Source organism: Corynebacterium uterequi (genome assembly GCF_001021065.1).
Lineage (GTDB): Bacteria > Actinomycetota > Actinomycetes > Mycobacteriales > Mycobacteriaceae > Corynebacterium > Corynebacterium uterequi.
On the sequence record NZ_CP011546.1, the window covers coordinates 1,108,082 to 1,133,726 of the forward strand.

Genomic DNA, 25,645 nt, shown 5'->3' on the forward strand with positions numbered 1-25,645 from the left:
CCTGCAGGCGGCTAGGAGACGCGTTCGAGAACGAACGCGTCCGTGCGATAGGGCAGAGCGAGGAGCTGGTCGGGGTGAAACCTTAACCGCTCGTACAGGTACCAGGCGAGGTTATCGCTCACCCGTTGCCGAATCGCCTCCCGGGAGCGCAGCCAGTAGGACCGGGTTTGCGCCAGGAGAAAAAGGTCCTCTGCGCGAAGGTGCTGCGCCCACCGCAGCCGTCGCTCATCGACCATCGCCCACGGGCCGGCGATGTCGGGGACGAAGCCCTCGGCGTGAATATCGCCGGAGTGCATGATTCGCGCTAACCGCAGTACCCACGGGTGGGAGACGTCGAGGGTATTCCATACCAGCACCACCCGGCCGCCGGCACGCACCACCCGGTGAAGCTCCCGAGACGCCGCCGGCACGTCCACCCAGTGCCACGTTTGGGCAATCGTTGCGGCGTCGACGCTGCCCGCCGCCAAGGCGGTCGCCTCCGCCGTGGCGCGCCACGCCGGGATGCCGTGGACGTGACTTAGGACCCGTGTCATATCTGGCGAGGGGTCCACGGCAACGACGTCGTGGCCGCGGTCGCGCAACGCGGTGGTGAGCTTGCCGGTTCCGGCGCCGATGTCAACCACGCGCCGAAACCCCGCGACGAGGTCCCCGACCTCTTTGGGGTAGCCCGGGCGCACTGAGTCATAGACGTCGGCCCCCGCAGCGAACGCTTGGGCGCTGTGCCAGCGGTGGGCGGCGTCGTGGAAAGTGGGGGCGTGTTTGGCGGAGGGCGGCCGGTAATTCTGCGTCTGCATCACCACTGAGGGTACGTCCACTACACTTTTCTGCCATGCCCGGCCTCCCCGAACCCACCGATTCCCGCTGGCTGCTCAAAACGGTGCTGTCGCGCCCGCGGCTGACCGTCCCCGCCGCCGCCTGCATCGCTATCGGATTCGTGTGTAACGGCCTGATCCCCGTGCTCGTTGGTCGGGCGATTGATCGCGGCATCGCCACCGGCGACGCCCGGGTGGTACTCGGCTACGGCGCCGCCATTGGCCTGACCTACCTCACGAATGTGTCGCTGACGTGGTTCGGGCGCACGTGGACGCAGAAGGCCATTCTCACGGCGGGACACGACATCCGCATGGCCGTGACGGATCGGATCCATCACCCTCGCGGTCTCGCCGGACAACGACGCACCGCCGGGGAGCTTTTGTCCATCGCCTCCACAGACACGAACCGGGTTGCCAGCGCGGTGTTTATGACCGTGCTGCCGGTGGCGGAGCTGACCGCGATCATCTACGCCTCAGCGATGACTATGACCATGCACGTACCCCTCGGGATCGGAGTGCTCATCGGCGGCCCCATCACCGTCATCATCGCTCTGCGCGCCGCCGCGCCGCTGCGTCGGGCGTCGTCTCGCCGCCAGCGAGCCCTCGCAGATGCCTCGTCGATGGCTACCGACGTGGTCAAGGGGCTACGCATCCTCAAAGGCTTGGGAGCAATTGTCACGGTGCGCTCCCGCTATCAGTACGCCTCACATTCCGCTTACCAGGCGACGGTAGGAGCCAACGCGGCCCAGGCTCGCCTCAACGCCGTCACGGAGATCGTGGGCTCCTTGTATATCATCCTCATCGCCCTCGCCGCCGCGCTGCTCGCCGTGCACGGTCAGCTCACCCTCGGGGAATTGGTGACCGCCATCGGCCTCACGCAGTTCATCATCCACCCCATGACGATGTTCGGTCGCAACCTCGCCTCCCGGTGGGCCCCGGCGCAGGCATCGGCGGAGAGGGTCACCGACGTCCTCGCCGCCGACTACCGGCTTCCCGAGGAATCGACACCGATTCCGCAGCTGCCACCCGGGCTCACCGTCGTGCCGGAGGTGCCTACGGAACTCCTCACTGCGCCTCGTGAACGAGTACTCGTCGTCCCCCACACAGCAGACCTCTTCGACGGCACCGTTGCGGAGAATATTCACCCGGACCGACCTACGGCGCGCCGGGCTCTCCACGTCGCCGCGGCGGCCGACATCCCGGGAGGGCTCGACAAGCAGGTGGGGGAGTCCGGGTCCCTGCTCTCCGGTGGGCAGCGTCAGCGTGTGGCCTTGGCCCGGGCGGTGGCCGCCGACGCGGACATCCTCGTCCTCACCGACCCCACTACCGCGGTGGATTCGGTGACGGAACAGCGCATCGTCGACAACATCGTTCGCCATCGTGGTGCACGGCCAACGGTGGTCGTCACCTCCTCTCCGGCGTGGCTCGCAGCGGGTGGTCGCCATGAGTAGCCAACGCTTCCCCGTGGCCACCTTCGCAGAAGTGCGCCGCACGGTCAGCGAGATTCTCCGCCGCCACCGCCACGCCCGGGTGATCACCACGGCTGCGGTCGTGCTCATGAGCGTCGGAGCGTTGCTTAACGTGGCCGTGCCGCTGCAGCTCGGTTGGCTCGTCGACACCGTCGCCGCCGGCGCCGAGGAGGCCGTGGGGCGAATCGCTGTGGGGCTCATCGCCGCGGCAGCAGGGGCCGCCGTTGCGTCGGCCATCGGGTTTTACGTGCTCTCGCGGCTGAGCGAGCGGGTCATCGCCGATCTTCGCGAGGAGATGGTCGGCACCGCGCTGGGACTACCGGTGCACCGGGTGGAAGAGGCAGGCACCGGGGATCTCGTCTCCCGGGCCACGGACGACGTCGCCGAGGTCTCCACCGCGATTACCGAGACATTGCCCGCGCTGGCGGCCGCCGCCTTCACCCTCAGCGCGACGGGAGTGGCACTCGTCGGGCTGCAGTGGCAATTCCTGATCATCCCGGCGGTCACCGCGCCGCTCTACGTACTTATGGGGCGGGCGTACCTTCGTCGGGCCCCGGTCCGCTATGCCGCGGAGCGCGCCGCCATGGCGGACCGTGCCCGACAAGTGCTTGAGGCTATCCATGGCCGTCACACCATCAGAGCCTTCGCCATGGAGGATGCCACCCGCCGCAAGGTCGCGGCATCCTCGCAGGCAGTCGTCGACCATGGCCTGTCCGCCCGCCGCACCATGATTGCCCTGCAATGCCAGGTGACTGGTGTGGACTTCGTGAACGTCACTCTGGGGCTCGGGGTGGGATACGTGTGCGTAGCCCGGGGAGACCTCTCCGTCGGCGCGGCGACGGCGGCCATGTTCATGCTGCTGCGCCTGCGCGGACCGGTCGCCCAAATTATGCGCGTGCTGGACAGCTTCCAGTCCGGGTATGCGTCGCTGACCCGCATCGTCGGCGTGATCGCGCATCCCCCGAAGGCACAGCCGGACTCCGGGGCGCCCGCCGCCCGCGGGGAGGTAGCAGTCACCGACGCCACCCTGTCTTATGGTGACGTCGTGGCCGTCGATGGCGTGAGCCTGAACATCCCAGTCGGCGGTAGCGTCGCCCTGGTGGGAGCGTCCGGAGCGGGGAAATCGAGCCTCGCCGCCTTGCTCGCCGGGTGGCGACTGCCGGATAGTGGCCACGTGCGCGTCGACGGCGTCAACGTTTCCGAGTTCTCCGACGAGGAACGGGTTGGGCGCATTGCCATGGTGTCGCAAGAGGTTCACGTTTTCTCAGGCACTTTGCGCGACGACCTCTTACTCGCCGCGCCGTCGGCCACTGACTCCGAGCTGCTCGACGCTCTCGACGCGGTCGGAGCCGGCTGGGCGCGCGAGCTACCGAAAGGGCTCGACACCGTGGTCGGCTCTCGGGGGCGCCAGCTCGTGCCCGTGCAGGCTCAACAGTTAGCTCTCGCGCGTATGCTGCTGCTGGACCCGGCGTTCGTCATCCTCGACGAAGCCACTGCGGAATCCGGCTCCGCCAGCGCCGGGTGCCTTGAACACGCGGCCGACGTTGTCACCGCCGGGCGCACGGCACTCATCGTGGCACACCGGTTAGACCAAGCCGAGGCAGCAGACCGTGTGGTGGTCATGGAGGACGGGCGCATCGTGGAGCACGGACCGCACCGGGAGCTAGTGGCCGCCGGCGGCCGATATTCGGAGATGTGGCGCGCCTGGTCCGCCGGCCGGTGACCGCACCAGTCTCAGTTCGGTGGACCGGCTAACCCTTTTGGGGCAATGCACCATAATGGTGCGTAATTGTGGCGTAAGGTTGCTGTATGAGTGAAATGATTCCACCGAGTCCCGAAGGGCTACTCATCCGCAGTACCCGCGAAAATCTCGTCCCTCGCCTTTCCATCCGTGCGGCCGCGTCCGTAGCCGGCATCAGCGAATCCCGCTGGCGTCAGATCGAAAAGGGCAGCCAACGCGCCGCCGGCGCGGACGTGCCTGCCATCGCGAGCGATGAACTCCTCGGCACCATGGCCCATGTCGTCGAACTCACGCCGGAAGACCTCCAGGCCGTGGGTCGCGCCGGGGCGGCGAAATACCTGGCTCAGCTCAACGCTATCGAACGCGACCGCAACCGCATGGACGTCGACCTCAGCGACGTTCCTTCCGAGGCCCTCATTGCCGAATTGGCGCGCCGACTCAGCGTGCAGTGGGATGGGGCGCCTGGCGGTCCGCCGACCACACCGCTACTCAAGGTTGTATCCCGGCGCGCCCCGCGTCAGGAGTAATGGATCTCCCTGCACCTTGACTCATCGAGGCGCTAAGATGCGACTTATGGATACATCCTCATCGTCGCGATGCCAAGCCGTCATCGTCTACAACCCGGTCAAGGTAGAGCAGGAAGAGCTGCAGGCGATGATCGCGCCCGTGGCCGAGGAACACGGCTGGGAGGTGTCCTGGGTCGAAACGGAGGAGGATAGCCCCGGCGCACAGCAAGCCAGTGAGGCCGCCGAGGGTGGCGCCGAGATGGTAATTGCCTGCGGCGGCGACGGCACTGTTCGCTCCGTTGCCGAAGGTCTGAAGGGCACCGACGCCGCGCTGGGCATCTTCCCGCAGGGCACGGGCAACCTGCTGGCCCGGAACTTAGGTCTGCCGCTGGATCTCGATGAGGCGGTGAAGGTGGCCTTCACCGGCACGGAGCGGGTGATCGACTTCGGCCGGGCGGATATCACCCGGCCCGACGGCAACGAAGAGAGCCTGATGTTCACCGTCATGGCGGGCGTGGGCATCGACGCGCAGATGATCGTCAACACCGACGATGATCTGAAGAAGAAGGCGGGTGTCTTCGCCTACGCGGTGGCAGTAGCGAAGTCTCTTGGCGGCGGTCAGCGGCTCAAAGTCGAGCACGCGTTAGATGATAAGGCCCCGAAGAAGTCTCGAGCACACTCCGTCATTGCGGGTAACTGCGGTGAGCTCGTCGGCGCCGTCGAGCTGATTCCCGACGCGGAGCCGGACGATGGCCTGCTCGACATCGTGGTGCTGCGCCCCAAGGGCGTCATTGGCTGGCTGCCGATTGTGGGACGCATCGTCGGCCAGATGATCCTCAAGACCTACCGTCAGATGCGCGGCATCTCGAACCGGGAGGGAGGCAAGGTGCGAGATATGCGCTCCATGCGCTACCTCACGGGCAAAAAGTTCTGGGCGAAGCTCAACCGGCCGGAGGAGTTCGAGGTGGATGGCGACACGGTCGGCGAAGTCACCGAATTCACCATCAGCCTGGAAAACGCGTCGTTGAAGGTTCGCGTACCCGCCGAATAGGAGGACTGCCGCGGCCGCGCCGGGTGGGAGCTCGGCGCGGTGCACGCGGCGCGGCCGTGGGATGGCTATAAACGATCAACGCCGGTGACCGTCACTGTTATGTGACCGCCACCGGCGTTGAAACCTGTCGGGCTAACAGGATTTGAACCTGCGACCCCTACACCCCCAGTGTAGTGCGCTACCAAACTGCGCCATAGCCCGTCCGCTGCGCCTGATGCGCAACACCGAACATGTTACAGCACTGTTAGTTATGTACTGAATCGCCTGGTAGTAAGAGGATTTTCCTAAGACACGTCGCCGTCGACGTAGTACCACACGCCGTCCGAACCTCGCTCGAAGCGCGAGCGTTCCCGCTGGCTGCCCACCGACGTGCCCTTGTAAAACGCTTCGAATTCGACCACCCCGGCGGAGTCGAAGGGGCCACCGGCGACAGTGTCGTGAATATCCAGTCGGTAGAAGCGGATGGGGGAGTCACTCAGGTCGAGCCGTTCCGGCCGGGACAGAGGATGCCACGTGCGCAGGAGGTACTCGGCATCGCCGACGACGAAGGCGCTAAAGCGCGAACGCATGAGCGCCACTGCCGTCGGCGCCGGCTTGCGCGTCGACCCGTGATAAACCCCACAGCACTCGCTGTACGTCAAACCCGTGCCGCAGGGGCAGCGCTTCGAGGCGGGAAAGGTGGACTCAATCAGCGGCATGGGTGTCTTCGGTCCTTTCGTGCTGACGCGGTGGTGACCTTGGTGATCCTATACGCGGTGATACTTTCGGCTCACGTTTGCCGGATGTGCTTGAAGACCTCCAGCCGGCGCCTTAGGTTGGGTGATGGACGTGCCCCAGCGCAGACTCCCGCGATAAGGCTGGCGTGGAAGGCCACACCGACTCCGGATCCGCTAGCATCGACGGCGGTTACGCCTTCGAGTGCCAGAAATAACCCCTTAGGGGCATCCGCTTACTGAGAGGAGATCCGGTGAACCGCACCCACGTCGTCGTCATTGTCGGGATCATGATGACGCTCGTCGTCACGATCCTCGTTCTCATTGGCACGCAGCGGTATATGAATGCTCAGGAAATCGAGCTGCTCGTCGAATCCGCTCACGCAGCCGGCGAAGAGTATCAACTCACTGTTCACAACTTCGTTACTTTGGACTACAGCTTCGAAACCCTCACCGGACCAGAACAGGGAGCATCCTAACCTGGTTCTGGATTCGAGGTTAGAGTGGAGTCTTCACGTTATTATTTCGCCCTAGCTAGGTAAGGACATCACAATCCCGTGGGAGCATTTAACTGGTTCTGGAAGGCGATGGGCGCGCAGTCGGAGCGCAACGACGCCTCGTCGAAGAAGATCGTCGCCGGCTCGGAAGAGCGAGCCGTAGAGCTGGCTGCGCTCGACGATGCCGCGCTCGCCGCCCGAGCGCGTGGCGTGGTGCGCGACGGCCGCATCATCGACAAGGTGGAATTCCTTGCGGTGCTGTCGGTAGCCTCGGCGCGCACCGTGGGCCTGAGCCCCTTTAACTCACAGCTACAGGCGGTGCTGCGCCTGCTGGAGGGCGACGTCATCCACATGGCCACCGGTGAGGGTAAAACCCTGGTGGGGGCCATGTCTGCTACTGGTTTCGCTCTCACCGGCCAGCGCGTCCACGTCATGACCGTCAACAATTACCTGGCGGCGCGCGATGCGGAGTGGATGCGGCCGTTGGTGTCTTTCTTTGGGCTCAGCGTCGCTGCTGTGACCGAAAAGCTCTCTGCCGAGGAACGTCGCCGCGCGTACGGCGCCGACATTGTGTACGCGCCGGTAGCCGAGATCGGCTTCGACGTCCTGCGCGACGGCCAGGCGACGTCTCGTGCTGACGAGGTGCTCTCCCCGGCCGAGGTGGCGCTCGTCGACGAAGCGGATTCGGTGCTCGTCGACGAGGCCTTGGTGCCGCTGGTGCTGGCCGGTTCCGTCAAGGGGCAGCAGTCCACCGGGGAGATAACCGCCGCCGTCGCTCAGCTTGAGGAGGGGCGTCATTACCGGATCGATTCTGACCGGCGCAATGTCTTCCTTACCGATGCTGGCGCCCACGCCCTCGAACGCGCGCTGGGTGTGGATTCGCTCTACGGCGACGAAGCTCTGGGCAATATTCTCGTGCGCGTCAACCTCGCTCTGCATGCGAAGGCGCTGCTTATCCGCGATGTTCACTATCTTGTCGCCGACGGCAAAGTCGCACTCATCGACGCCTCGCGGGGGCGGGTGGCTGATCTACAGCGGTGGCCGGACGGTCTCCACGCAGCGGTGGAGGCAAAGGAAGGGCTGAGTGTCTCCGATGGTGGGCGGATCCTGGACCAGATCACGCTCCAGGCCCTCATGGGTCGCTACCCGTCCGTGTGCGGCATGACCGGCACCGCGGTGGAGGCCGTGGATCAGCTGCGGGAGTTTTATGACCTCCGGGTGTCGGTGATCGACCGTCACAAGCCGTTGCAGCGGGTGGATGAACCCGACCGCGTCTACGCCACCGCGGGGGAGAAGAACGCCGCAATTGTTCACGCCATCGTTGAGATTCATGCGACTGGGCAGCCCGTGCTCATCGGCACCCATGACGTAGCCGAGAGTGAGCTCCTTACCGATGCCCTCGCCGATCACGGCATCGCCTGCCAGGTGCTCAACGCGAAGAACGACGAAGAGGAGGCGGGAATCATCGCCCGGGCTGGGGAACGCGGTCGGGTGACCGTCTCTACCCAGATGGCTGGTCGCGGCACAGACATCCGCCTCGGCGAAGGAGTCGCGGAACTCGGCGGATTGGTGGTGATCGCCACGTCGCGGCACCGCTCGTCGCGCCTCGACAACCAGCTGCGAGGCCGCGCCGGCCGGCAGGGCGACCCGGGCCGGACACTGACTTTCGTCTCCCTCGACGACGATGTCGTGCGCACCGGTGGCGGCGACACTGCCTTTAGCGCCGTCCCGGACGAGCACGGCCTCATCGATTCTGCGAAGGCTCGGGAGTTCGTCGAACACTGCCAGCGGGTCACTGAGGGGCAGCTGCTGACGATCCATGCGCAAACCTGGAAGTACAACAAGCTCTTGGCAGATCAGCGCGAGATCATCGGAACCCGCCGCGACAATCTCCTGGACACTGACCGCGCGCTGGCGGAGCTGCGGGAGCGCGCGGGTCAGCGCGCGCAGAAACTGGCGCACCTCGACGAGCATGTGCTTGCCGACGCCGCCCGTCAGATCATGCTTTTCCATCTCGATGACGAGTGGGCCGAACACCTGGCGATCATGGACGACGTCCGTGAGTCCATTCACTTGCGGGCCATCGCCAAGGAAACTCCCATTGACGAGTTCCACCGCATAGCGATCCGGGAGTTTAAGGACTTAGCGCAGCGCGCCGTGGATCGGGCGGTGGAGACGTTCCAGACCGTCGACATCGACGCGGAGGGCGCCCACCTCGGCGACGGTGGCCTAGCCCGGCCGTCGGCGACGTGGACCTATATGGTGTCTGACAATCCGCTAGCCGGCGGCGGAAATGGGGCGCTGTCAACGATGGAGAGCTTCTTTAGCTAGGTTGCCGTCACCCCCGCCCAGCGCACGGATAGCTGGGAATTGCCTCGCTGACGGTGAGGATCCGGTCCGGGTCGCTATGATGGGAATAGCCATTTTTACACGTATTGGAGGACATTGATGAGTGACAACATTGGCGCTCCCGAGGCCCAGGTGGAGACCACATCGGTCTTCCGTTCCGACCTGCTCAAGGAAGCAGACCAGGCTGCCACCGTGGCGCCGAAGGACAACGGCAGCGAGGTCCCTCAGGGGCAGGCGCTGCTCGTGGTCAAGCGGGGGCCCAATGCCGGTGCCCGGTTCCTGTTGGACCAGGCGGTGACCACGGCGGGCCGCCACCCGGAGGCGGACATCTTCCTCGATGATGTGACCGTGTCCCGGCGCCACGCCGAGTTCCGGATCAGCGAAGGAACGTTTGAAGTCGTGGACGTCGGATCGCTTAATGGCACCTACGTGAATCGCGAGCCGCGTAACTCTCAGCTGCTGAGCAGCGGCGATGAGGTCCAGATCGGCAAGTTCCGGCTGGTTTTCCTGGCCGCTAAGTAACCTCCTCCCAGTATTGACCCGGCCCGGGCCGCCCTGCCCGGCGCCGTGCCTGACCGTGAAGTGATAGCGAGAATCGTGAGTAGTGTAGCCCGTCGCCCTGAGCCTCAGCGCCCGGTATCGTCAGCCAAGACGATGTCCATCGGCAAGGCGCTGGAGCGATTGACCCCGGAATTTCCCGATATCACGGTGTCGAAGATCCGATATCTGGAAACCGAGGGACTAATTACCCCGCAACGCACCGCCTCCGGGTACCGTCGCTACACCGACGGTGACGTGGAGCGTCTGCGCTACATACTTATTGAGCAGCGGGACAACTACCTTCCGCTGAAAGTTATCCGTGAGCACCTCGAAGCCATGGAGAACGGCGAGCTGGCGGTCCTTTCGGTAGTACCGGAACCCTCGGCCGTGGCGACTCCGGCACTGCCACCAACGAGTGCTGCGCGGCTCACAATGGGCGATATAGCCGACCGGATCGGGCGGGACATCGACGAGGTCGCAGAGCTCGTCGACGCGCATCTGCTGGTGCCTGACGATGCTGGGTTGTTTACCGCGGATGACGTGGCGGTGGCCTCCGCCTCGCTGACGTTGACCGATCAGGGCTTCGCCATGAGCAATCTCAAGCGGCTCCTTACCGCCTCGCAACGGCAGGCCGACATGATTGCGCAGGTGGCGGCGCCTGCTGGAACGTCCGGTACGTATACCTCGCGCGCCCAGGCACTCGAGACCAGCCGGCAACTGTCCACGCAGGTGGTCGCGCTACACGCGGCGTTGCTTGCCCAGGCGATCCGCGCTGAGTTTGAGCGGTAGGCAGACAGAGCTTTTCGAGGAGGAAACTGTCCCCATGGCAGAGGACAAGAGCGCGGTGCGCGTGTTGGGGGTGCGCCAGCTGGGCCCAGAGAGGTTCCCGTGCGTGGTATTGGAGTGGATTGGACGAGGCCGCGTGTTGCCGGTATGGGTTTCTGTGGTCGACGCGGTGGAGATCGCGTCACTGGTCTCTGGCCAGGCCCCTGATCGCCCGTCGACGGCACAGGTCCTCGCGGACGTGCTCACCCGGCTCGCCGGCGGCGTCGACGAGCTCAGCATTCTCAGCAACGTTGACGGCCTCATGGTGGCTCAGATCCGCACCGGCGGGGGCGAGGCGCTCGACGCCCGCCCGTCGGACGTGCTCAAACTTGCGGTGCTGCTCGACAGCGAGGTGCTCGTGGACCAAGAGATGCTCGCCGAGTTTTCGTTGTCGATTCCCGAGGAGGAATTGGCAGAATATCTTGATGTTTCCGTGGAACCGCCGGCAGATGCCATGGCCGAGGGCAGTGCGGATAACGCGGATGAGGAGTTGGCGGACATGCTCCGGCAGTTGGATGAGCGCGATATGCCAGGTGACGAACAGTAGTTTCTGGTTTAATCTTCAACAACAGGTTAAAATGTTAGGCGTGTCGGCCAAACACTGGCCACGCGACGGTTACGCTTGTGTGAGATAGCGGCGCTCGTCGCGCCCCCATACCGTCGCCCCCATTAACCGGAAGAGACCACCGTGAACTCACAACAGCCCCAAGCGATACAGGAAACCCTCTTCGACATCGGACCCGGCGAAGAAGTCGGCTACCGAGTGCCCATCGCCTGCCAGGTGGCGGGAATCACCTACCGTCAGCTGGACTACTGGGCCCGCACGGATTTGGTCAAACCCTCCATTCGAGGCGCCCACGGTTCCGGTTCGCAGCGGCTGTATTCCTTCCGGGACATCCTCGTCCTGAAGATCGTTAAACGCCTGCTTGATGCGGGGATTTCGCTGCAGAACATCCGCCTGGCGGTGGAGAAGCTGCGCAACCGTGGCGTCAACGATATTGCGGAGATCACGCTCGTCTCCGATGGCGCCACCGTCTATGAGCTGCGCTCCGCCGACGAGGTCATCGACCTGCTCGGCGGCGGGCAAGGAGTGTTCGGGATTGCAGTGCCCGGAATCGTGAGGGAGCTGACGGGAACCATCGCGTCTTTTCCGGCTGAGCGGGTAGACCTCGAGAGCGAGCGGGCCGCTATCGATGAGCTGGCCGCTCGTCGCGCCCGCAAGTCCTCCTAGGCGTCCCGGCTCCCCGGGGGCGAGGGGGACGACGGGGGTGCTTCGGGGGAGGCAAGGCCGGCTGCTCGCCGCAAGGCCGGGCCGATCGGTGCCCCCGCAGGAAGTTGCTGGTAGCTTTCGGCGGCGGCCGCCAAACCCGGCGGGATGGGGGCTTCGCCCACGTGGATGATGGCCACGGCGACCGTGTCGGTCTCGACGGTTGCCGAGGTAGCGTCGGCGTACCCGCTAGTAATGACGACAACGCGAGCGGGGTGACCCGAACGGATCGCCTGCGCGTCGGCCACCTCAACTGCCGTGGTGATGGCTTGCGGCAGGAGGGGTTGGGCGTCGAAGACCAAGCCGGCCAGCAGCTGAGGGGCTACCGGTTGCTCCGCAGTTGCGAAGTCGCGCAGCAGGGTCCAGCTACCGCCGGAATTGGAGGTTCCGGCCGCCACGGCCGTGCCCGCGTTGGCCAGGGAGCGCATCGTTTCGGTGAGGTCGGTCAGCCCGTGTCCCTGGTGTGCGGTGGCGGCGAGTCCGGGGGAGCGGTCGAGGAGAAAGAGCGTATTCGACGCGGCCGACGCCGGGAACGCGTTGGTGAACGTCGACGAGCTGGTGGTGGGGGCTGTGGTGTGCGGTACCACGTCCGGCACGGTTTGAAGGGACGCTAAGGAGAGGTCGAAGCGTTCCCCGAGCCACCAGGCGAAGCTGCCGAGAAGAAGCAGATAGACCGCTGCGGCCCCAGCGAGACGGTGGCTCTTTCGGCGCCCGCGGCGCACCTGGCTGGCTTGGCTGGCTCCGCGGACGTCGGTGCTGCGGGCAGGAGCGGTGGCGTGCTTTCCCATCGTCATACCCTCTTCGTGATCGTGCGTGGCGGTTTGACGTTTATTCTATCGTCGCCGCTGCAAGGATCCGGCGTAGGCGGTCCCGGATTGCCTCACCTTGCCGGGCCAGCTCGCGCTGGCGCCGCACATACTCGGCCTTACCTTCGGCTGTTTCGATGGCGACGACGCCGAGACCGTAGCTGCGGCAGTCATACGGCGAGGCCTCCATGTCCAGCCGACGGCACTCCACGGCGAGGTCGAAGGCGGCGAGCAGGAGCTCACCGGGAACGAGGGGACCCATTTTGAGACACCACTTGTAGAGGTCCATGGTGGCGTGCAGGCAGCCGCATTGCTCATGCTCAGTCTGGGTGCCGCGCGTGAGAACGGTGAGGTTAAGCGGTCGGGCCGCTGGAGTGAAGAAGCGGTAAGCATCGAAGTGAGTGCAGCGCAGCCGGTGCGCGTCGACGACCGCGTCGGTGCCGGCATGGCCTAGGCGCAGCGGCAGGTCGTGGCGCGGTTGATCGGTCCGGTAGACCATGGCCCATTCGTGCAGACCGAAGCAATCGAAACGAGCCGGCTGGTTCCGTGCCGCTGCCAGCAGGGAATCGATGCCGGCCAGCATCGTGTGATGCTTGGCGACATAACTCGTGGAGTCGCAATAGACGGCGCCGCCGTCGCTGCGGTAGCCAGCCCAGCCACGGTGCGGGCTCGTCTGCCCGGGGTCGGCAAGGGTGATGCCGAGCCCCGGATGCCAGCGCCGAAGATGGGACACGCGAACGGGGTAGTAGTCGAAGAGAAAGTCCCACACCGGGTGTGTGAGACCGCGTGACCGCCGGTGCTGCCGGGCGGAGACGCGTTCGTCGATAGCTGCCTCGTGCGCCTGCTGGCGCTCGCGCCACTGGGCGGGCTGCAGCATCATGAGCGACGACGCCCCCGTCCGCTGCCACGCGGCCGGGCAATCGGCTGCTTCGTATTACGCGCCGAACGCCCAGACTTGGCCGACTTGGCCGACTTGGGGTTCTTCTTCGGCTTAGCTGGTTGACCGGGCGGCGGCAGGGGAGCGCCCGTGACCTTCTGGGCACCGGTGATCGTGGCGAGCTCAGGCGAGTCCGGAGTGACCTCGACCACGGTGGACGTGACGTTGGCCTTGCGCATGAGTGCGGCGACGGCGTCACGCTGCTCGGGCTGAACGAGGGTGACGACGGTGCCGCTGGTCCCGGCTCGGGCGGTGCGCCCTGCTCGGTGGACGTAGGCCTTGTGCTCAGCGGGCGGGTCGATGTGGACGACGAGGGAGACGTCGCCGATATCGATGCCGCGGGCGGCGATGTCGGTGGCCACCAGCACGGGGACGGAGCCGTCGGCGAAGCCTTCGATGGCGCGGGTCCGCGCGCCCTGAGACTTATCCCCGTGCAAGCCCATCGCGTTGATGCCGATACGACGCAGCTTCTTCACCTGCCGGTCAACGCGGTGCTTCGCCCGCATGAACATGATGGTCTTGCCTTCTCGGCCGGCGATCCGAGCCACAGTCTCCGTGTGGGTCTCCCGGTCGGCCACGAGCAGCTGAACGTGACGCATCGTGTCGACGACGGCCTGGGCCGGCGCGGTCGAATGCGTCACCGGGCGGTGCAGATAACGGTTGACGATCTTGTCCACGTCACCGTCGAGGGTGGCGGAGAACAACAGGCGCTGGCCCTTCTTGGGGGTGCGATCGAGCAGCTTGATGACCTGCGGGATGAATCCCATATCGGCCATGTGATCGGCCTCGTCGAGGACGGTGATGCGGACATCGTCGAGGCTGAGGTAGCCCTGGTTGATGAGGTCCTGGGCGCGTCCCGGAGTGGCGACGAGCAGGTCCACCCGCCGCGATAGGGCCCGGATGTGGTTGTTAATGTTGACGCCGCCGACCACATCCGCGACGGTCAGGCCGAGGCTGGCAGCGGGCTCGTCGAGGCGCTGGCGAATCTGCATGGTCAGTTCGCGGGTGGGGGAAAGGATCAACCCGCGCGGGGCCCCAGGGGAGGCAGGACCCAGCTCACTGAGGCGCACCAGGGTGGGCAGCCCGAAGGCGAAGGTCTTTCCCGAACCTGTGGGCCCGCGGCCGAGGACGTCGCGCCCGGCGAGGACGTCCGGGATGGTCGCCTCCTGGATGGGAAACGCCTCCCGCATGCCCTGGTTTGAGAGCACGTGAACAAGGGGGACGGGAAGGCCGAGCTCGGCGAAGGAAGTCATTCGGGCTAGTGTAGCCGAGGCCTGTCGACGCGGCGAGCTTGATCCAAGAAATCTTGATCCAAGAAATAAGGCCCTGGTTCATGAGAGAACCAGGGCCTGTGTGTCCGCCTTCTACGGGAGGCGGGCGGAGACTAGCTCAGCGTCGTCTCGGAGCGGTCACCGGACCACTCGGTGTGGAAGGTGCCTTCCTTGTCGATGCGCTTGTAGGTGTGCGCACCGAAGAAGTCACGCTGGCCCTGGACGATGGCCGCCGGCAGGCGCTCAGCCCGCAGGGAGTCGTAGTACGCCAGGGAGGAGGTGAACACCGGGGCGCCGAGGCCGAGCTGGGTCGAGTAGACGACCACGTTGCGCCAGGCATCCATCAGGTCGGCGAGCTCGCCGTTGAAGTACGGATCCAGCAGCAGGGACTCCAGCTCCGGGTTGTTGTCGTAGGCTTCCTTGATGCGCTCCAGGAAGACGGCGCGGATGATGCAGCCGGCGCGCCAGATCATGGCCATGTCGCCCGGGTTGATGCCCCAGTCGTGCTCGATGGAGCCGGCCTTGACCTCGTCGAAGCCCTGCGCGTAAGCAACGAGCTTGGAGGCGTAGAGGGCCTTGCGGACCTCCTCGACGAACTCGGCCTTCTCCACGCCGAGGTCCTCGAAGGACTTCAGAGCGCCGGTCGGCAGGTTGCCCTGGGCGGCCTTGCGCTGGGAGAGCGAGGAGGACAGGGCGCGGGCGAAGACAGCCTCGCCGATGCCGGTGGTCGGCACGCCCAGGTCCAGGGCCTCCTTGACGGTCCAGCGGCCGGTGCCCTTCTGGCCAGCAGCATCGAGGATGACGTCGACGAGCGGCTTGCCCGTCTCGGCGTCGACCTGGCGCAGCACCTCAGCGGTGATTTCAATGAGGAAGGAGTTGAGGTCGCCGGCGTTCCATTCGGTGAATACGTCAGCGATCTCGGCCGGGGTCAGGCCGGCGCCGAAGCGCAGCAGCTGGTAGGCCTCGCCGATGACCTGCATATCGGCGTATTCGATGCCGTTGTGAACCATCTTGACGAAGTGGCCAGCACCATCCGGGCCGACGTGGGTGACACAGGGGGTGCCGTCCTCGGCGCGAGCGGCGATGGACTCGAACAGCGGGCCGAGAGCCTCCCAGGACTCCTTCGGGCCGCCCGGCATGATCGACGGGCCCTTGAGGGCGCCCTCTTCGCCGCCGGAGATGCCGGCGCCGACGAAGTGCTGGTTCCGCGACGCGATCTCGGCCTCGCGGCGGATCGTGTCGGTGAACAGGGCGTTGCCGCCGTCGATGATGATGTCGCCTTCGTCCATAGCCTCAGACAGCTGCTCAATAACAGCGTCAGTGGCCTTACCGGCCTGCACCATGATGATGGCGCGGCGCGGCTTCTCCAGGGAAGCAACGAACTCTTCGACGGTCTCGCCGGCAACGAAGTCGCCAGTTTCGCCGAAGTCAGCCATGAACTGCTCGGTCTTGGCGAAGGTACGGTTGAAGACGGCCACCTTGTGGCCGCGGGAGGCGAAGTTCCGGGCGAGGTTGGAGCCCATAACGGCCAGGCCAACGACGCCAATCTGCGCAAGGTTCTGATCAGTGGTCATAACCCACAGCATACGTGGTCATAGGAGCAGAGTCACGGAAATATCACGCATAGATGTGATTATCCAGAAGAAATTCCTGGCAACAAACGGCCAACCTGACAAAACCGCTCCGTGGCCAGGACTGGGTACGCTGAACCGCTATGGACACCGCGAAGGAACACGCACTACTGCTTGAGCTCATCGCCCGCGCCGCTGTGGCGCCATTGGGGGAGCACGACCTGGCCGAACTCAACGCTCGAAACGTCGGGTTCGACCGAACACTCGGGCTTCGCTACACCCGGGTAGGAGCCGACGGGGTGACCTGCGAACTCGACGTCACCGAGGCACACCTCCAGCCGGCTGGCATCGTCAACGGCGGGGTCTACGCAGCGCTGGCTGAGTCGGCGGCCTCCTTGGCCGGCATGGTCGCCGCCGGAGCTCCCGTGGTGGGGGTTACTAACTCCACGGATTTTATTGCTGCGACGGGTTCCGGAACTCTGCGCGCTGTCGCCACCCCCGTTCAACTCGGGCGTCGTACTCAACTGTGGTCAGTTGAGGTCACTCGCAACGGCAAGCTGCTATCGCGGACGACGCTACGCACCATGCCAGCACGAACCTAGCACCGGGGCCTAAAGCCACTTATTCCGACGGAACCACCACGCCATCACGACGATCAAGGCCGCGATGATCGCCAATACCACGTAATAGCCGTAGCGCGATCCGAGCTCCGGCATGTGCTCGAAGTTCATGCCGTAAATGCCGGCGATGAGCGTCGGAACCGCCGCCATGCCGACAAAAGCGGATATGGCGCGCATGTCTTGATTCTGCTGGAGGGTCACTTTGGCGACCGAGGCGTCGAGCAAAGCGGTGAGCCGCTCGTCGAAACCGTCGACGTCGTCGCGAACGCGCATTTCGTTATCAAGGACGTCCCGGAAGTACTGGCGCACGCGTTTGGGAATAATGTCCTTGTGGTTCTTGATGAGATTCGACAGCGCCGTCGCCAGCGGATCCGTGGAGTGGCGCATCTCGAGGATCTCTCGCTTAAACAGGTAAATGCGATCGATGCTGAAATCTGATCCCGGGGTGAAGACCTCCTCCTCGAGCTCGTCCACCTCAAGCTCTAGCAGGTTGGTGATCTTGAGGTACTGGTCCACCAGCCCGTCTGCCACCCGATATGCCACGGCGGACGGACCTTCCGAGTAGAGTTCCGGATCCGCATCGATGTCCGACAACAGGTCGGGCACCGCGGCGCCGTGGCGAACCGTGATGATGAAGTCCGCCCCGAGCAGCATCTGAACCTCACCTGTGCCGATCACGTCACGGGTGTTGGTGACCTTCTCATCGTCGGTGAAGTGGACCGAGCGAACGACAAGGAACAACTGGTCGTCGTAGCGCTCAACCTTCGGGCGCTGGTGGGCGGACACAGCGTCCTCCACGATGAGTTCGTGGATGCCGAATTGGTCGGCGATGCGCAGCATCTGGGTCTCATTCGGCTCGTGCAGGCCCAGCCACACATAGCCACGCCCTCCGCCGGCCACCTGCTCGCGGAGGTGGGTGCGCGCCGACGCGATGCTGAACTCGCCCGGAAGCCGCCGCCCATCGATGATGAGTTTGCAATGGTCAATGCAGCGCTCCAGCGGAACGCTCAACCGTGAACCACGTTCCGGCATGGATGCATCTCCACCAGCCATCTCCTGGCCCCTTTCTCGTGTCAAAGCGGGGAATGTCCGCCGGCTCCTTCCTATACTGGGCGTCATGCCAACGTGGAAAGAAATCAGCGACGCAAACCCCAACCACTCAGAAAACTACGCTAGGCGCTGGAAGATGTTGCAATCTCAAGGCAACGACATCTACGGGGAAGCCCGGTTGGTTGACGCGATGGCCGGGCGCGGGTCGACGATCCTTGACGCCGGCTGCGGCACCGGCCGCCTCGGCGCGTACCTCATCAAGCAGGGGCACACTGTGGTGGGCACTGACATCGATCCGGTGCTCATCGAGCACGCTAAGCGCGACGTCCCCGAGGCCCGCTTCTACGTCGGCGACCTCAGCGCCGACGAGATCCCGGTGACGGACGTGGACATTGCGGTGAGTGCCGGCAACGTCATGGGGTTTCTCGCACCCGACGGCCGCGACGCGGCGCTGGCCAACATCTTCCGCAGCCTCAAGCCCAAAGGGCGGGCCGTCATTGGCTTCGGCGCTGGCCGCGGGTGGGGGTTTGACGACTTCCTCGACACCGCTCGCCGCGCCGGATTCGCTGTCGATGCCGTCTTCGAGAGCTGGGACCTCAACCCCTTCACCGAGGAGTCTACGTTCCTCGTCGCCCTGCTCTCTAAGCCGGCCTAGTTACTGCTCCTCCTCGGCTTCGACCTCGCGGCGCGAGTCGACGGGCGTCTCCGAGGGGGCTGCGTAGTCGAGCTGGGTGCGGGCCACGTACTGCTGCCACGTCGTGGCCAGGTTCGTCCGGGTGGGGGAGACGGAGTTGATGCCCCAGTTGATCGCCGAGACCATGCGGTTGCGGAAGCCGACGAGGAACATGATGTGGACGGTCAGCCACAGGACCCAGCCGATGAAACCGGTGACCTCCACCTTGCCGATCTTGGCGACGCCGGAGAAGCGGGAGATGATGGCCATGGAGCCCTTGTCGAAGTACTCGAAGTCCGGCCGCTCCTCGGGGGTCTGCTCGCCGTCGGCCTCCTTCGCGATCTGCTGCGCGGCGTACTGACCGCCCTGGATAGCCGTCTGGGCCACGCCCGGCAGGCGATCGAGGGACATCATGTCGCCGATGACGAACACGTTCTTATCGTTGCCGACCGTGAGGTCGCGGTTGACCTCCACCTTGCCGGCGCGGTCAACAGTGGCGCCTGCCTGATCGGCGATGATCTTGCCCAGTGAGGAGGCCTGCACGCCAGCCGACCAGATCTTCGTCTTGGACTTGATGGTGTGCACCGAGTCGTCCTTCGTGGACTTGTACGTGACCGCGTCGGCGGTGACATCCGTGACCAGGGCGTTGAGTTTGACCGTCACGCCGAGCTTCTCCAGTTGGCGCTGGGCATTCCGGCCCAGGCGCTTGCCGAACGGTGGCAGCACCTGCGAGGCGCCGTCCATAAGGATAATTTTGGCGGATTCCGGCCGGAACTGGGTGAACTCGCCCTTGAGCGTGCGATTGGCCATCTCGGCGATCTGGCCGGCGATCTCGACGCCGGTCGGGCCTGCGCCAACGACGACGAAGGTTAGCAGCGCCTCGCGCTCTGCCGGGTCGTCGGTGATTTCGGCGCGCTCGAAGGCGCCGACGAGCCGGGCGCGGATCTCCAGCGCGTCGTCGATGGTCTTCATGCCCGGGGCGAACTCGGCAAAGTGGTCGTTGCCGAAGTAAGACTGGCTCGCACCCGCGGAGACGATGAGCGAATCGTAGGAGTACGAGCGGTCGTAGTGGCCCAGGCGGGTATGGACGAGCTTGGCGTCGAGATCGATGTCGACGACCTCACCCTTGACGACCTCGACATTGTCCTGCTTGCGCAGCACCTGACGAGTCTGGGGTGCGATCTCTCCGGAGGAGAGGATGCCGGTGGCCACCTGATAGAGCAAGGGCTGGAAGAGGTGGTGGTTGGTCCGGTCGATCAAGGTGACGTCGACGTTTGCGTGGTCGAGTTCCTTGGCAGCAAACACACCGCCGAAGCCGGAGCCGATGATAACGACGTGGTGGCGGCCGCCTTCCGGACGGTAAATGTTCTCGGTCATGCAGAGATCACGCTTTCATATGAGGGCAGGCTTAGTGAAGAAAACGTGGTTCAGTGTAGCGAGTTTAGTTGCCCCGTGCGTGGTCCGGAGTGCCTAACCGGTGGTCGTAGCCACAAATACTAGTATTTTTGCACATGACAGCTGAGCACCTCCGCGTCATCGACGCCGATTTGTGGCCCACCGTGGCCTACCCGGTGCGCATACCCGTCGTCGGCGCACTTGCCGCTCGGGCCGCGGAGGCGCACTTCGCCTCCGCACTGCGTAAAGCCGGTCTTGAAGCGGGGGCGCAGGGTGATCTGTGTATCTTGCACGACGAGCTTTTCGACCGGCTGGCGGCCTCCGGATGGACGGGTTTCGCCGAGTCCTACCTGGCCGGTGAGTGGACGACGCCGGACCTCACCGCGGTGCTCACCGCCTTAGTGTCTTCAGGTTTCAAGCCCCGTACGCCGAAACCTCCGGCGAAAATCGACGATTCAGGCGTGGGGGAGATCCCGCCGGACCTCGTGGCCCTGTATGCGGGCGACGGCATGAGCACGTTCGGGGCGGTATTCTCCTCCGCCGTGCCGACGACGGTCCGCACTGCCGTTCCCAGCTACCTGCCGGGCAAAGACCACGGGCGCAACACGCACCTCGTGGACGTGCGTCGACTCAGTGAGCCACGCAGCGTCGAGCGGGAGGACGTCGGTGATGGGCAACGGCGAAGCGTCGAACTGCTCCTCGACGCCGCCCGGGTGCGCTCCGGGTCCCGGGTACTGGACTTTCCGGCATCCGGCGGTGCGGTGGCAATCGCGGCGAGTCGTCGGGGCGCGACCGTGGACTCCATGACGGGGGATGTGGACATGGCCCGCGCAATGCGCGCTCGACTGCGCGACGCGGCGGCGATGAGCTCGGTGAACGTCGTCGTCAGGGACTCGGTGCTATCTGGGGCTCCCGACTGGCACGAGCGCTACGACGCCATCGTCTCTATGGAGCGGCTGGAGACGGTCAGCCGCGCTCAGCGCGTGGCCATGCTGCGCGGGATGGACCGATTGCTGGAAGTCGGTGGCCGGGCAGCCATCCAGATGATGGTTGCTACCGACGAGCTGTCCTCCGCCGGGGCGTGCAGTCTCCGGGTGCTTAATCACTACATTTACAGCGGGATCGGTTTCCCGACCGTTGACGACGTCTACCGCCTGGTGGACCGAAATACTCGTCTGCGCGTAGTAGGGCAGACCCACCTCGGTGCTCACGCTAGCCGTGGCTACCGTTTCGAAGCCGAGAGCTTTGCCGCGCATACACGAGAGGCGGCGGCCGCCGGCTTCGATGCCGTCTACCGCCGCCTCTGGGCCTATCAATTCGCGCTGCGAGAAGCCCTCATGAATCTCGGCATGCTCGACTGCGTGCAATTCGAGCTCACCCACCGCCATCGGGGCGGGCGCCGCTAGGGCCGCTAGATCTACAGGCCGCTAGATCTGGGTCATGTCGTCGTCCTTCGTCTCCCGGATAAGCGCCACCGCGATGAGCGACACGACAGAGACCACGACCAAGTACAGACCCACCGCGTGGACACCCCGGGAATTCGCCAGGGCGGTTGCGATGAACGGGGCGACGGACGCGCCAAGGATGGACGAGACGTTGTACGCAATGCCCGACCCGGTGTAGCGAACATTAGTGGGGAAGAGCTCCGGCAGCACCGCCGCCATGGGACCGAAGATCATGCCCATGAGGAACATACCGATGCCGAGGAAGGCCATGACGGAGCTGATCGTGGCCTCACCCGGGGTGAGGAAATAGGAGAAGGTGAAGCCGAAGGCAATGATGGCGATGGTGGTGGCGCCCAGGGTGGGCCGCCGGCCGACGGTGTCAGCCAGGCGCGAGGCCACGGGGATGCCCAGGATGAAGGCGAAGATAGTCACCAGCTGAACCTGAAGGAAGTGGAGGTAGTCGATGCCCAGGCCGGCGGACTTCTCGGGATCAGCGATGCCGAAGGAGAGGATCCACGTCGTGACGATGTAGAACAGCGTGTAGGTTCCGACCATGATGAAGGTTCCGGAGAACAGGCCGCGCCAGGAGGTGCGGAACACCTCGCCCAGCGGCGAGCTGACCTTCTTGCCGCTCTTGAGCGCCTCGGTGAACACCGGGGTTTCCTCCAAGCGGAAGCGGACGTACAGGCCGATGATGACCATGACCGCGGAGAGCAGGAAGGGAACTCGCCAGCCCCAGGTCATGAAGGGACCAGAGGTATCACCGAGTTCATAGCCTAGCGTGGCGACGAGAACGAGGAACAGGCCGTTGGCCAGCAGGAACCCGAAGGGGGCGCCGAACTGCGGCCACATCGCCGCCTGGGCACGCTTGCCGGGTTGGGCGTATTCGCTGGACAGCAACGCGGCGCCGGACCATTCACCGCCAAGGCCCAGGCCCTGGCAGAAGCGCATGAGCGACAGCAGTGCCGGGGCGAAGATTCCCACCTGCGCGTAGGTGGGCAGCAGGCCGATGATGAAGGTGGCGATGCCCATGGTGAGCAAAGCGCCGACGAGCGTCGCCTTGCGTCCCACGCGGTCACCGAAGTGGCCGAAGAAGATGGAGCCAAGCGGCCGGGCGATGAAGGCCAGCCCGAACGTGGCGAAGGACTGCAGCAGCGCCACGGTGGGATTGTCGGTCTCCGCGAAGAACACAAAGGGGAACACTGCCACGGCAGCCGTGGCGTAAGCATAGAAGTCGTAGAACTCGACGGTGGTGCCGATGGTGGACGCGAAGTTGACCCGGACGCGGTCGCGGCGGGTGAATTCTCTCGACGCGTCAGTCTTCGGTGCGTCGGAGCGGAGCGTGGTGGACACGGCAACCCCTTCATTTTCTAGGCAATAGGGACCGGGACAGTTTAAGGTCTCATCTTGCGGACGCCAAATCTCAGTCAATGGGAGGCTGTGGGGAGGGTTGTTGATCGCGTGAAGGGAGGCGGGATCAGCATTATCTGACATAATGTACATTATCGGACAATTTTAGAGCGTGGTCACGAGATGGAAACATCTCTGTGACGCAACGCCTACACGGCTGCTACACGGCTATTGCTTGACGAACGACAGACGAATATTGAGAACGCCCTCGTCGGCAATCTTCGCGGCGATCATCTCCGGTGAGATGACGCCAAAGTCGTTGCGGTTGATCGTCGGCGTGCCGGCGACGACGATCCGGTCCCCGTCGCGCAGTGCATCGAACTCGCCCGTGATCTCGTTAGTGTGGCCCTTAATGGTCAGGTCGCCCGTCAACGTCACCTTCGCCACCGTCGCGTCTTCCGGAACGTGCGATACATCCACCGGCTCGGTGAGCGTGAAGCTGGCCGTCGGATGCTGATCCGTCTCGAAGAGCTTGCGCCGGACGTTAACGTCGCGGACCTCGCGGTCGGAATCGATGCCCGTCATGTCGACGACGATTTCACCCTCGGTGACCACGCCGCCAGCAACCTCGATGTGCCCCTGGAGGTCCTGCGTGGAGCCGGACGTGCGCCGCTGATCCCCAGGCAACAATTCATCGAAGGTAAAGCCCACCGAGGAGGTATTCGGCGGCGTGCCGGAATCGAGTACCCAGGAACCGTCGACGGCTGTTGTTGCCGGCTTCGCCTTGGCGGCCTCGAGGCCCCCGGTCTGAACACCGGGGCTGGCGATCGCCGCCCACAGCACCGGGACCACGGCGAAAAGCCCGAGGGCAATGATAAGGACGGAAACAGCGCCGATGACTATCTTGGGGTTCACTTTGCTCATGGGTCCTACCTTAATTTCTCGATGCGTCGAGCCAGGGCCACCAATTCCCACGCCAAAGCCGTAATGTCCGAGGCGGGTGCGCCCTCCGAGGAAGCGGTGGCAATATCTTCTGCGGCGCAACGCAGTGTGAAGAGGTTGTCTCGCAACCTGCTGGCTTTCTCCGGTGACATAACGACTGCGGCTTCTGGGATCTCCGTGCCCGCGAGGCGGCGTCTATTCTCATAGGCACGTTGACGGCAGGATCGGCGGCAGTACTTTCGGGGGCGACCAGGCCCATCGTGGATGAACTCTCGCCCACACCACTCACAGGTCTGCTGTTGCACTCGCACGGCCTCTACCCTATCGGTGGAAAACACTGAGGAACAAAAGGTTGCCCCTGGTCGTTATACTGGTGCAGTTGATGACCGCAAGAAAACGGAAAGGGTTGGTTCGGTATGGCTGATCGCGTGCTCAGGGGTAGCCGGATGGGGGCTGTGAGCTACGAGACGGATCGTGACCACGACCTGGCCCCGCGCCAAATGGTCAAGTACCGTACGCCGGACGGCGATATCTTCGATGTTCCCTTCGCGGACGACGCCGAGATCCCCGAGGAATGGCTGTGCAAGAACGGCCAGGTTGGCACCCTCGTCGAGGGCGAAGGTGTGGAATCGAAGCCGCAGAAGCCGCCGCGGACGCACTGGGACATGCTGCGGGAACGGCGCACCATCGAGGAGCTCGATGTGCTCCTCGAAGAGCGCCTGGAGCTGCTGCGCAAGCGCCGGCGCAACGCCGCCCGCCTGCTCAAGGAGCAGCAGGAAGAGCAGCAGAAGTCCTAGCGCCCGCCTGCTCTAGTGGCGCCGGCGCCCGGCCTCGTGCTTGATGAGGCCGGTGACTTCCTTGGCGAGGTCACCCGCGTACTCCCCCGCCTGACGGGCTTTCGCCGACAGGTTCTTCGCCCCGGAGCCGCGGAACTCGTGGCGCAGCAAGCGGGTGGCCTCCCGGGTGGCGTTAACAACGTTGTCCCGGGAAGCCCGGGCGCGGGAGCGAGCCTTGCTGAGCTCCGAGGTGCGGTACTGATGTCCGATAAGCCCGCTGAGCTCCCGGTACATGTCCTTGGCCTGCTGAGTGCGGTGGGCCACTCCCCACTTGGTGACCTCCACCAGCGAGTCCTTGACGAAAGATCCGTCGAGCTTTGACTCGCCGAACTCCCGCTCCGTGAAGGTGATCGGGACCTCGCGGACGTCGAAGCCAGCCTGGTAGGCGCGGAAGGCAAAGTCAACCTGGAAGATATAGCCGGCGTTCGACAACTCGTCGAGGTCCAGGGTCTCCAGCACCTCGCGGCGGATCGCGCGGTACCCGGCGGTCATATCGCGCAGACCGGTGCCGAGAGCCACCCCGATGTACAGGTTGCCCAGGCGGGACAACAGGAAGCGCTTGCGCGGCCAGTTGACCACCTCTCCGCCGTCGATGTAGCGAGAGCCGATGACCACGTCGGCATCGTCGTCGATCTCGGCGAGCAGCAGCGGCAACTGCTCAGGGGCGTGGGAGCCGTCGGCATCCATTTCCACCAGCACCTGGTAGCCCTTCTCCAGTCCCCAGCGGAAGCCCGCCAGGTAGGCGCCTAGCAGCCCGTCCTTCGTCGTGCGGTGCAGCACGTGAATGGCGTCGTTCTCGGCCGCGAAACCGTCGGCCAGGTCACCGGTGCCGTCGGGCGAATTGTCGTCGACCACCAGCAGGTGCACCTCAGGGGTGGCCTCGGTGATGCGGCGGACCATGAGGGGAAGATTCTCGGCCTCGTTATAGGTAGGGACAATAACGAGGGTGGAGTCAGAGGGCTTGGTCATGGGCACGCTT

The 25,645-nt window shown here is 64.8% G+C and carries 26 protein-coding genes and 1 tRNA gene; 14 read left to right on the forward strand and 13 right to left on the reverse strand.

Annotation, left to right across the window (positions count from 1 at the left end; translation table 11 throughout):
• Nucleotides 1-11: 11 nt before the first annotated feature.
• Nucleotides 12-794 carry a class I SAM-dependent methyltransferase gene (locus tag CUTER_RS05145; protein ID WP_047259525.1) on the reverse strand — a complete coding sequence of 261 codons (783 nt, stop codon included), beginning with the start codon at nt 792-794 and terminating at the stop codon, nt 12-14.
• 35 nt (nt 795-829) lie between these two features.
• Between CUTER_RS05145 and CUTER_RS05150 the strand changes: the two genes are divergently transcribed.
• The 4 genes from CUTER_RS05150 to CUTER_RS05165 all read left to right on the forward strand — a co-directional run bounded on the left by CUTER_RS05150 (nt 830) and on the right by CUTER_RS05165 (nt 5,579).
• On the forward strand, nt 830-2,263 hold the full coding sequence (locus CUTER_RS05150; protein ID WP_047259526.1) for an ABC transporter transmembrane domain-containing protein: 1,434 nt from the start codon (nt 830-832) through the stop codon (nt 2,261-2,263).
• The gene (locus CUTER_RS05155) at nt 2,256-4,004 is read left to right on the forward strand and encodes an ABC transporter ATP-binding protein (RefSeq protein ID WP_047260618.1); all 1,749 of its coding nucleotides are present in this window, start codon (nt 2,256-2,258) and stop codon (nt 4,002-4,004) included. The genes CUTER_RS05150 and CUTER_RS05155 overlap by 8 nt, the downstream gene beginning before the upstream one ends.
• Nucleotides 4,005-4,090: 86 nt before the next feature.
• Nucleotides 4,091-4,549, forward strand: coding sequence for a hypothetical protein (locus CUTER_RS05160; RefSeq protein WP_144412267.1), 459 nt, complete (start codon nt 4,091-4,093; stop codon nt 4,547-4,549).
• 46 nt (nt 4,550-4,595) lie between these two features.
• Nucleotides 4,596-5,579, forward strand: a complete 984-nt coding sequence (locus tag CUTER_RS05165; protein ID WP_047259528.1) for a diacylglycerol/lipid kinase family protein — start codon at nt 4,596-4,598, stop codon at nt 5,577-5,579.
• A 127-nt stretch (nt 5,580-5,706) separates the two neighbouring features.
• Here CUTER_RS05165 and CUTER_RS05170 read toward each other — a convergent pair.
• Nucleotides 5,707-5,780 (reverse strand) — tRNA-Pro (locus CUTER_RS05170).
• An 83-nt stretch (nt 5,781-5,863) separates the two neighbouring features.
• Entirely contained in the window at nt 5,864-6,277 is a 414-nt protein-coding gene (locus tag CUTER_RS05175) for a YchJ family protein (protein WP_047259529.1), read from the reverse strand.
• Between the two features lie 269 nt (nt 6,278-6,546).
• On the opposite strand from CUTER_RS05175, the gene CUTER_RS05180 reads away from it, so the two are divergent.
• From CUTER_RS05180 to CUTER_RS05205, 6 genes are all read left to right on the forward strand, one after another.
• On the forward strand, nt 6,547-6,771 hold the full coding sequence (locus CUTER_RS05180; protein WP_047259530.1) for a hypothetical protein: 225 nt from the start codon (nt 6,547-6,549) through the stop codon (nt 6,769-6,771).
• 78 nt (nt 6,772-6,849) lie between these two features.
• Nucleotides 6,850-9,120, forward strand: a complete 2,271-nt coding sequence (secA2, locus tag CUTER_RS05185) for an accessory Sec system translocase SecA2 (protein WP_047259531.1) — start codon at nt 6,850-6,852, stop codon at nt 9,118-9,120.
• Between the two features lie 117 nt (nt 9,121-9,237).
• Entirely contained in the window at nt 9,238-9,660 is a 423-nt protein-coding gene (gene odhI / locus CUTER_RS05190) for an oxoglutarate dehydrogenase inhibitor Odhl (RefSeq protein WP_047259532.1), read from the forward strand.
• Nucleotides 9,661-9,735: 75 nt separating this feature from the next.
• On the forward strand, nt 9,736-10,467 hold the full coding sequence (gene ftsR / locus CUTER_RS05195) for a transcriptional regulator FtsR (protein WP_236684769.1): 732 nt from the start codon (nt 9,736-9,738) through the stop codon (nt 10,465-10,467).
• 34 nt (nt 10,468-10,501) lie between these two features.
• A complete protein-coding gene (locus CUTER_RS05200) occupies nt 10,502-11,050 on the forward strand; it encodes a bifunctional nuclease family protein (protein WP_047259533.1) in 549 nt (182 codons plus the stop codon).
• A 141-nt stretch (nt 11,051-11,191) separates the two neighbouring features.
• Nucleotides 11,192-11,734 (forward strand): MerR family transcriptional regulator, encoded by a 543-nt coding sequence (locus CUTER_RS05205; RefSeq protein WP_047259534.1) that lies wholly within the window; start codon nt 11,192-11,194, stop codon nt 11,732-11,734.
• Here the strand turns inward: CUTER_RS05205 and CUTER_RS05210 are convergent.
• The 4 genes from CUTER_RS05210 to gndA form a co-directional block, all read right to left on the reverse strand.
• A complete protein-coding gene (locus tag CUTER_RS05210) occupies nt 11,731-12,558 on the reverse strand; it encodes a hypothetical protein (RefSeq protein ID WP_144412268.1) in 828 nt (275 codons plus the stop codon). The genes CUTER_RS05205 and CUTER_RS05210 overlap by 4 nt on opposite strands.
• A 40-nt stretch (nt 12,559-12,598) precedes the next feature.
• On the reverse strand, nt 12,599-13,456 hold the full coding sequence (locus tag CUTER_RS05215; RefSeq protein WP_047259536.1) for a hypothetical protein: 858 nt from the start codon (nt 13,454-13,456) through the stop codon (nt 12,599-12,601).
• Entirely contained in the window at nt 13,453-14,766 is a 1,314-nt protein-coding gene (locus tag CUTER_RS05220; RefSeq protein ID WP_047259537.1) for a DEAD/DEAH box helicase, read from the reverse strand. The genes CUTER_RS05215 and CUTER_RS05220 overlap by 4 nt, the downstream gene beginning before the upstream one ends.
• A 131-nt stretch (nt 14,767-14,897) precedes the next feature.
• Complete coding sequence (gndA, locus tag CUTER_RS05225; RefSeq protein WP_047260620.1) at nt 14,898-16,358, reverse strand: NADP-dependent phosphogluconate dehydrogenase; 1,461 nt, start codon at nt 16,356-16,358, stop codon at nt 14,898-14,900.
• A gap of 140 nt (nt 16,359-16,498) precedes the next feature.
• Between gndA and CUTER_RS05230 the strand changes: the two genes are divergently transcribed.
• The gene (locus CUTER_RS05230) at nt 16,499-16,957 is read left to right on the forward strand and encodes a PaaI family thioesterase (RefSeq protein ID WP_052844040.1); all 459 of its coding nucleotides are present in this window, start codon (nt 16,499-16,501) and stop codon (nt 16,955-16,957) included.
• A gap of 9 nt (nt 16,958-16,966) precedes the next feature.
• Here CUTER_RS05230 and CUTER_RS05235 read toward each other — a convergent pair whose 3' ends face one another.
• Nucleotides 16,967-18,028 carry a magnesium and cobalt transport protein CorA gene (locus tag CUTER_RS05235; RefSeq protein WP_047259538.1) on the reverse strand — a complete coding sequence of 354 codons (1,062 nt, stop codon included), beginning with the start codon at nt 18,026-18,028 and terminating at the stop codon, nt 16,967-16,969.
• Between the two features lie 64 nt (nt 18,029-18,092).
• Between CUTER_RS05235 and CUTER_RS05240 the strand changes: the two genes are divergently transcribed.
• Nucleotides 18,093-18,680 (forward strand): class I SAM-dependent DNA methyltransferase, encoded by a 588-nt coding sequence (locus CUTER_RS05240; protein ID WP_047259539.1) that lies wholly within the window; start codon nt 18,093-18,095, stop codon nt 18,678-18,680.
• Here CUTER_RS05240 and CUTER_RS05245 read toward each other — a convergent pair whose 3' ends face one another.
• Complete coding sequence (locus CUTER_RS05245) at nt 18,681-20,075, reverse strand: NAD(P)/FAD-dependent oxidoreductase (RefSeq protein WP_047259540.1); 1,395 nt, start codon at nt 20,073-20,075, stop codon at nt 18,681-18,683. It lies immediately after the preceding gene.
• Between the two features lie 134 nt (nt 20,076-20,209).
• On the opposite strand from CUTER_RS05245, the gene CUTER_RS05250 reads away from it, so the two are divergent.
• Nucleotides 20,210-21,499, forward strand: coding sequence for an SAM-dependent methyltransferase (locus tag CUTER_RS05250; RefSeq protein WP_047259541.1), 1,290 nt, complete (start codon nt 20,210-20,212; stop codon nt 21,497-21,499).
• Nucleotides 21,500-21,520: 21 nt separating this feature from the next.
• On the opposite strand, the gene CUTER_RS05255 is transcribed toward CUTER_RS05250, so the two are convergent.
• From CUTER_RS05255 to CUTER_RS11295, 3 genes are all read right to left on the reverse strand, one after another.
• Complete coding sequence (locus CUTER_RS05255) at nt 21,521-22,891, reverse strand: MFS transporter (RefSeq protein WP_047259542.1); 1,371 nt, start codon at nt 22,889-22,891, stop codon at nt 21,521-21,523.
• A 225-nt stretch (nt 22,892-23,116) separates the two neighbouring features.
• Nucleotides 23,117-23,812, reverse strand: a complete 696-nt coding sequence (locus CUTER_RS05260; protein WP_047259543.1) for a YceI family protein — start codon at nt 23,810-23,812, stop codon at nt 23,117-23,119.
• A 5-nt stretch (nt 23,813-23,817) separates the two neighbouring features.
• On the reverse strand, nt 23,818-24,141 hold the full coding sequence (locus CUTER_RS11295) for a hypothetical protein (RefSeq protein WP_082121276.1): 324 nt from the start codon (nt 24,139-24,141) through the stop codon (nt 23,818-23,820).
• A gap of 105 nt (nt 24,142-24,246) precedes the next feature.
• Here CUTER_RS11295 and CUTER_RS05265 point away from each other — a divergent pair, with 105 nt between their 5' ends.
• A complete protein-coding gene (locus tag CUTER_RS05265; RefSeq protein WP_082121277.1) occupies nt 24,247-24,627 on the forward strand; it encodes an RNA polymerase-binding protein RbpA in 381 nt (126 codons plus the stop codon).
• Between the two features lie 12 nt (nt 24,628-24,639).
• Here the strand turns inward: CUTER_RS05265 and CUTER_RS05270 are convergent, their stop codons facing one another.
• Nucleotides 24,640-25,635: a polyprenol monophosphomannose synthase gene (locus tag CUTER_RS05270; protein ID WP_082121278.1), complete on the reverse strand. Its 996-nt coding sequence runs from the start codon at nt 25,633-25,635 to the stop codon at nt 24,640-24,642.
• Nucleotides 25,636-25,645 lie beyond the last annotated feature (10 nt).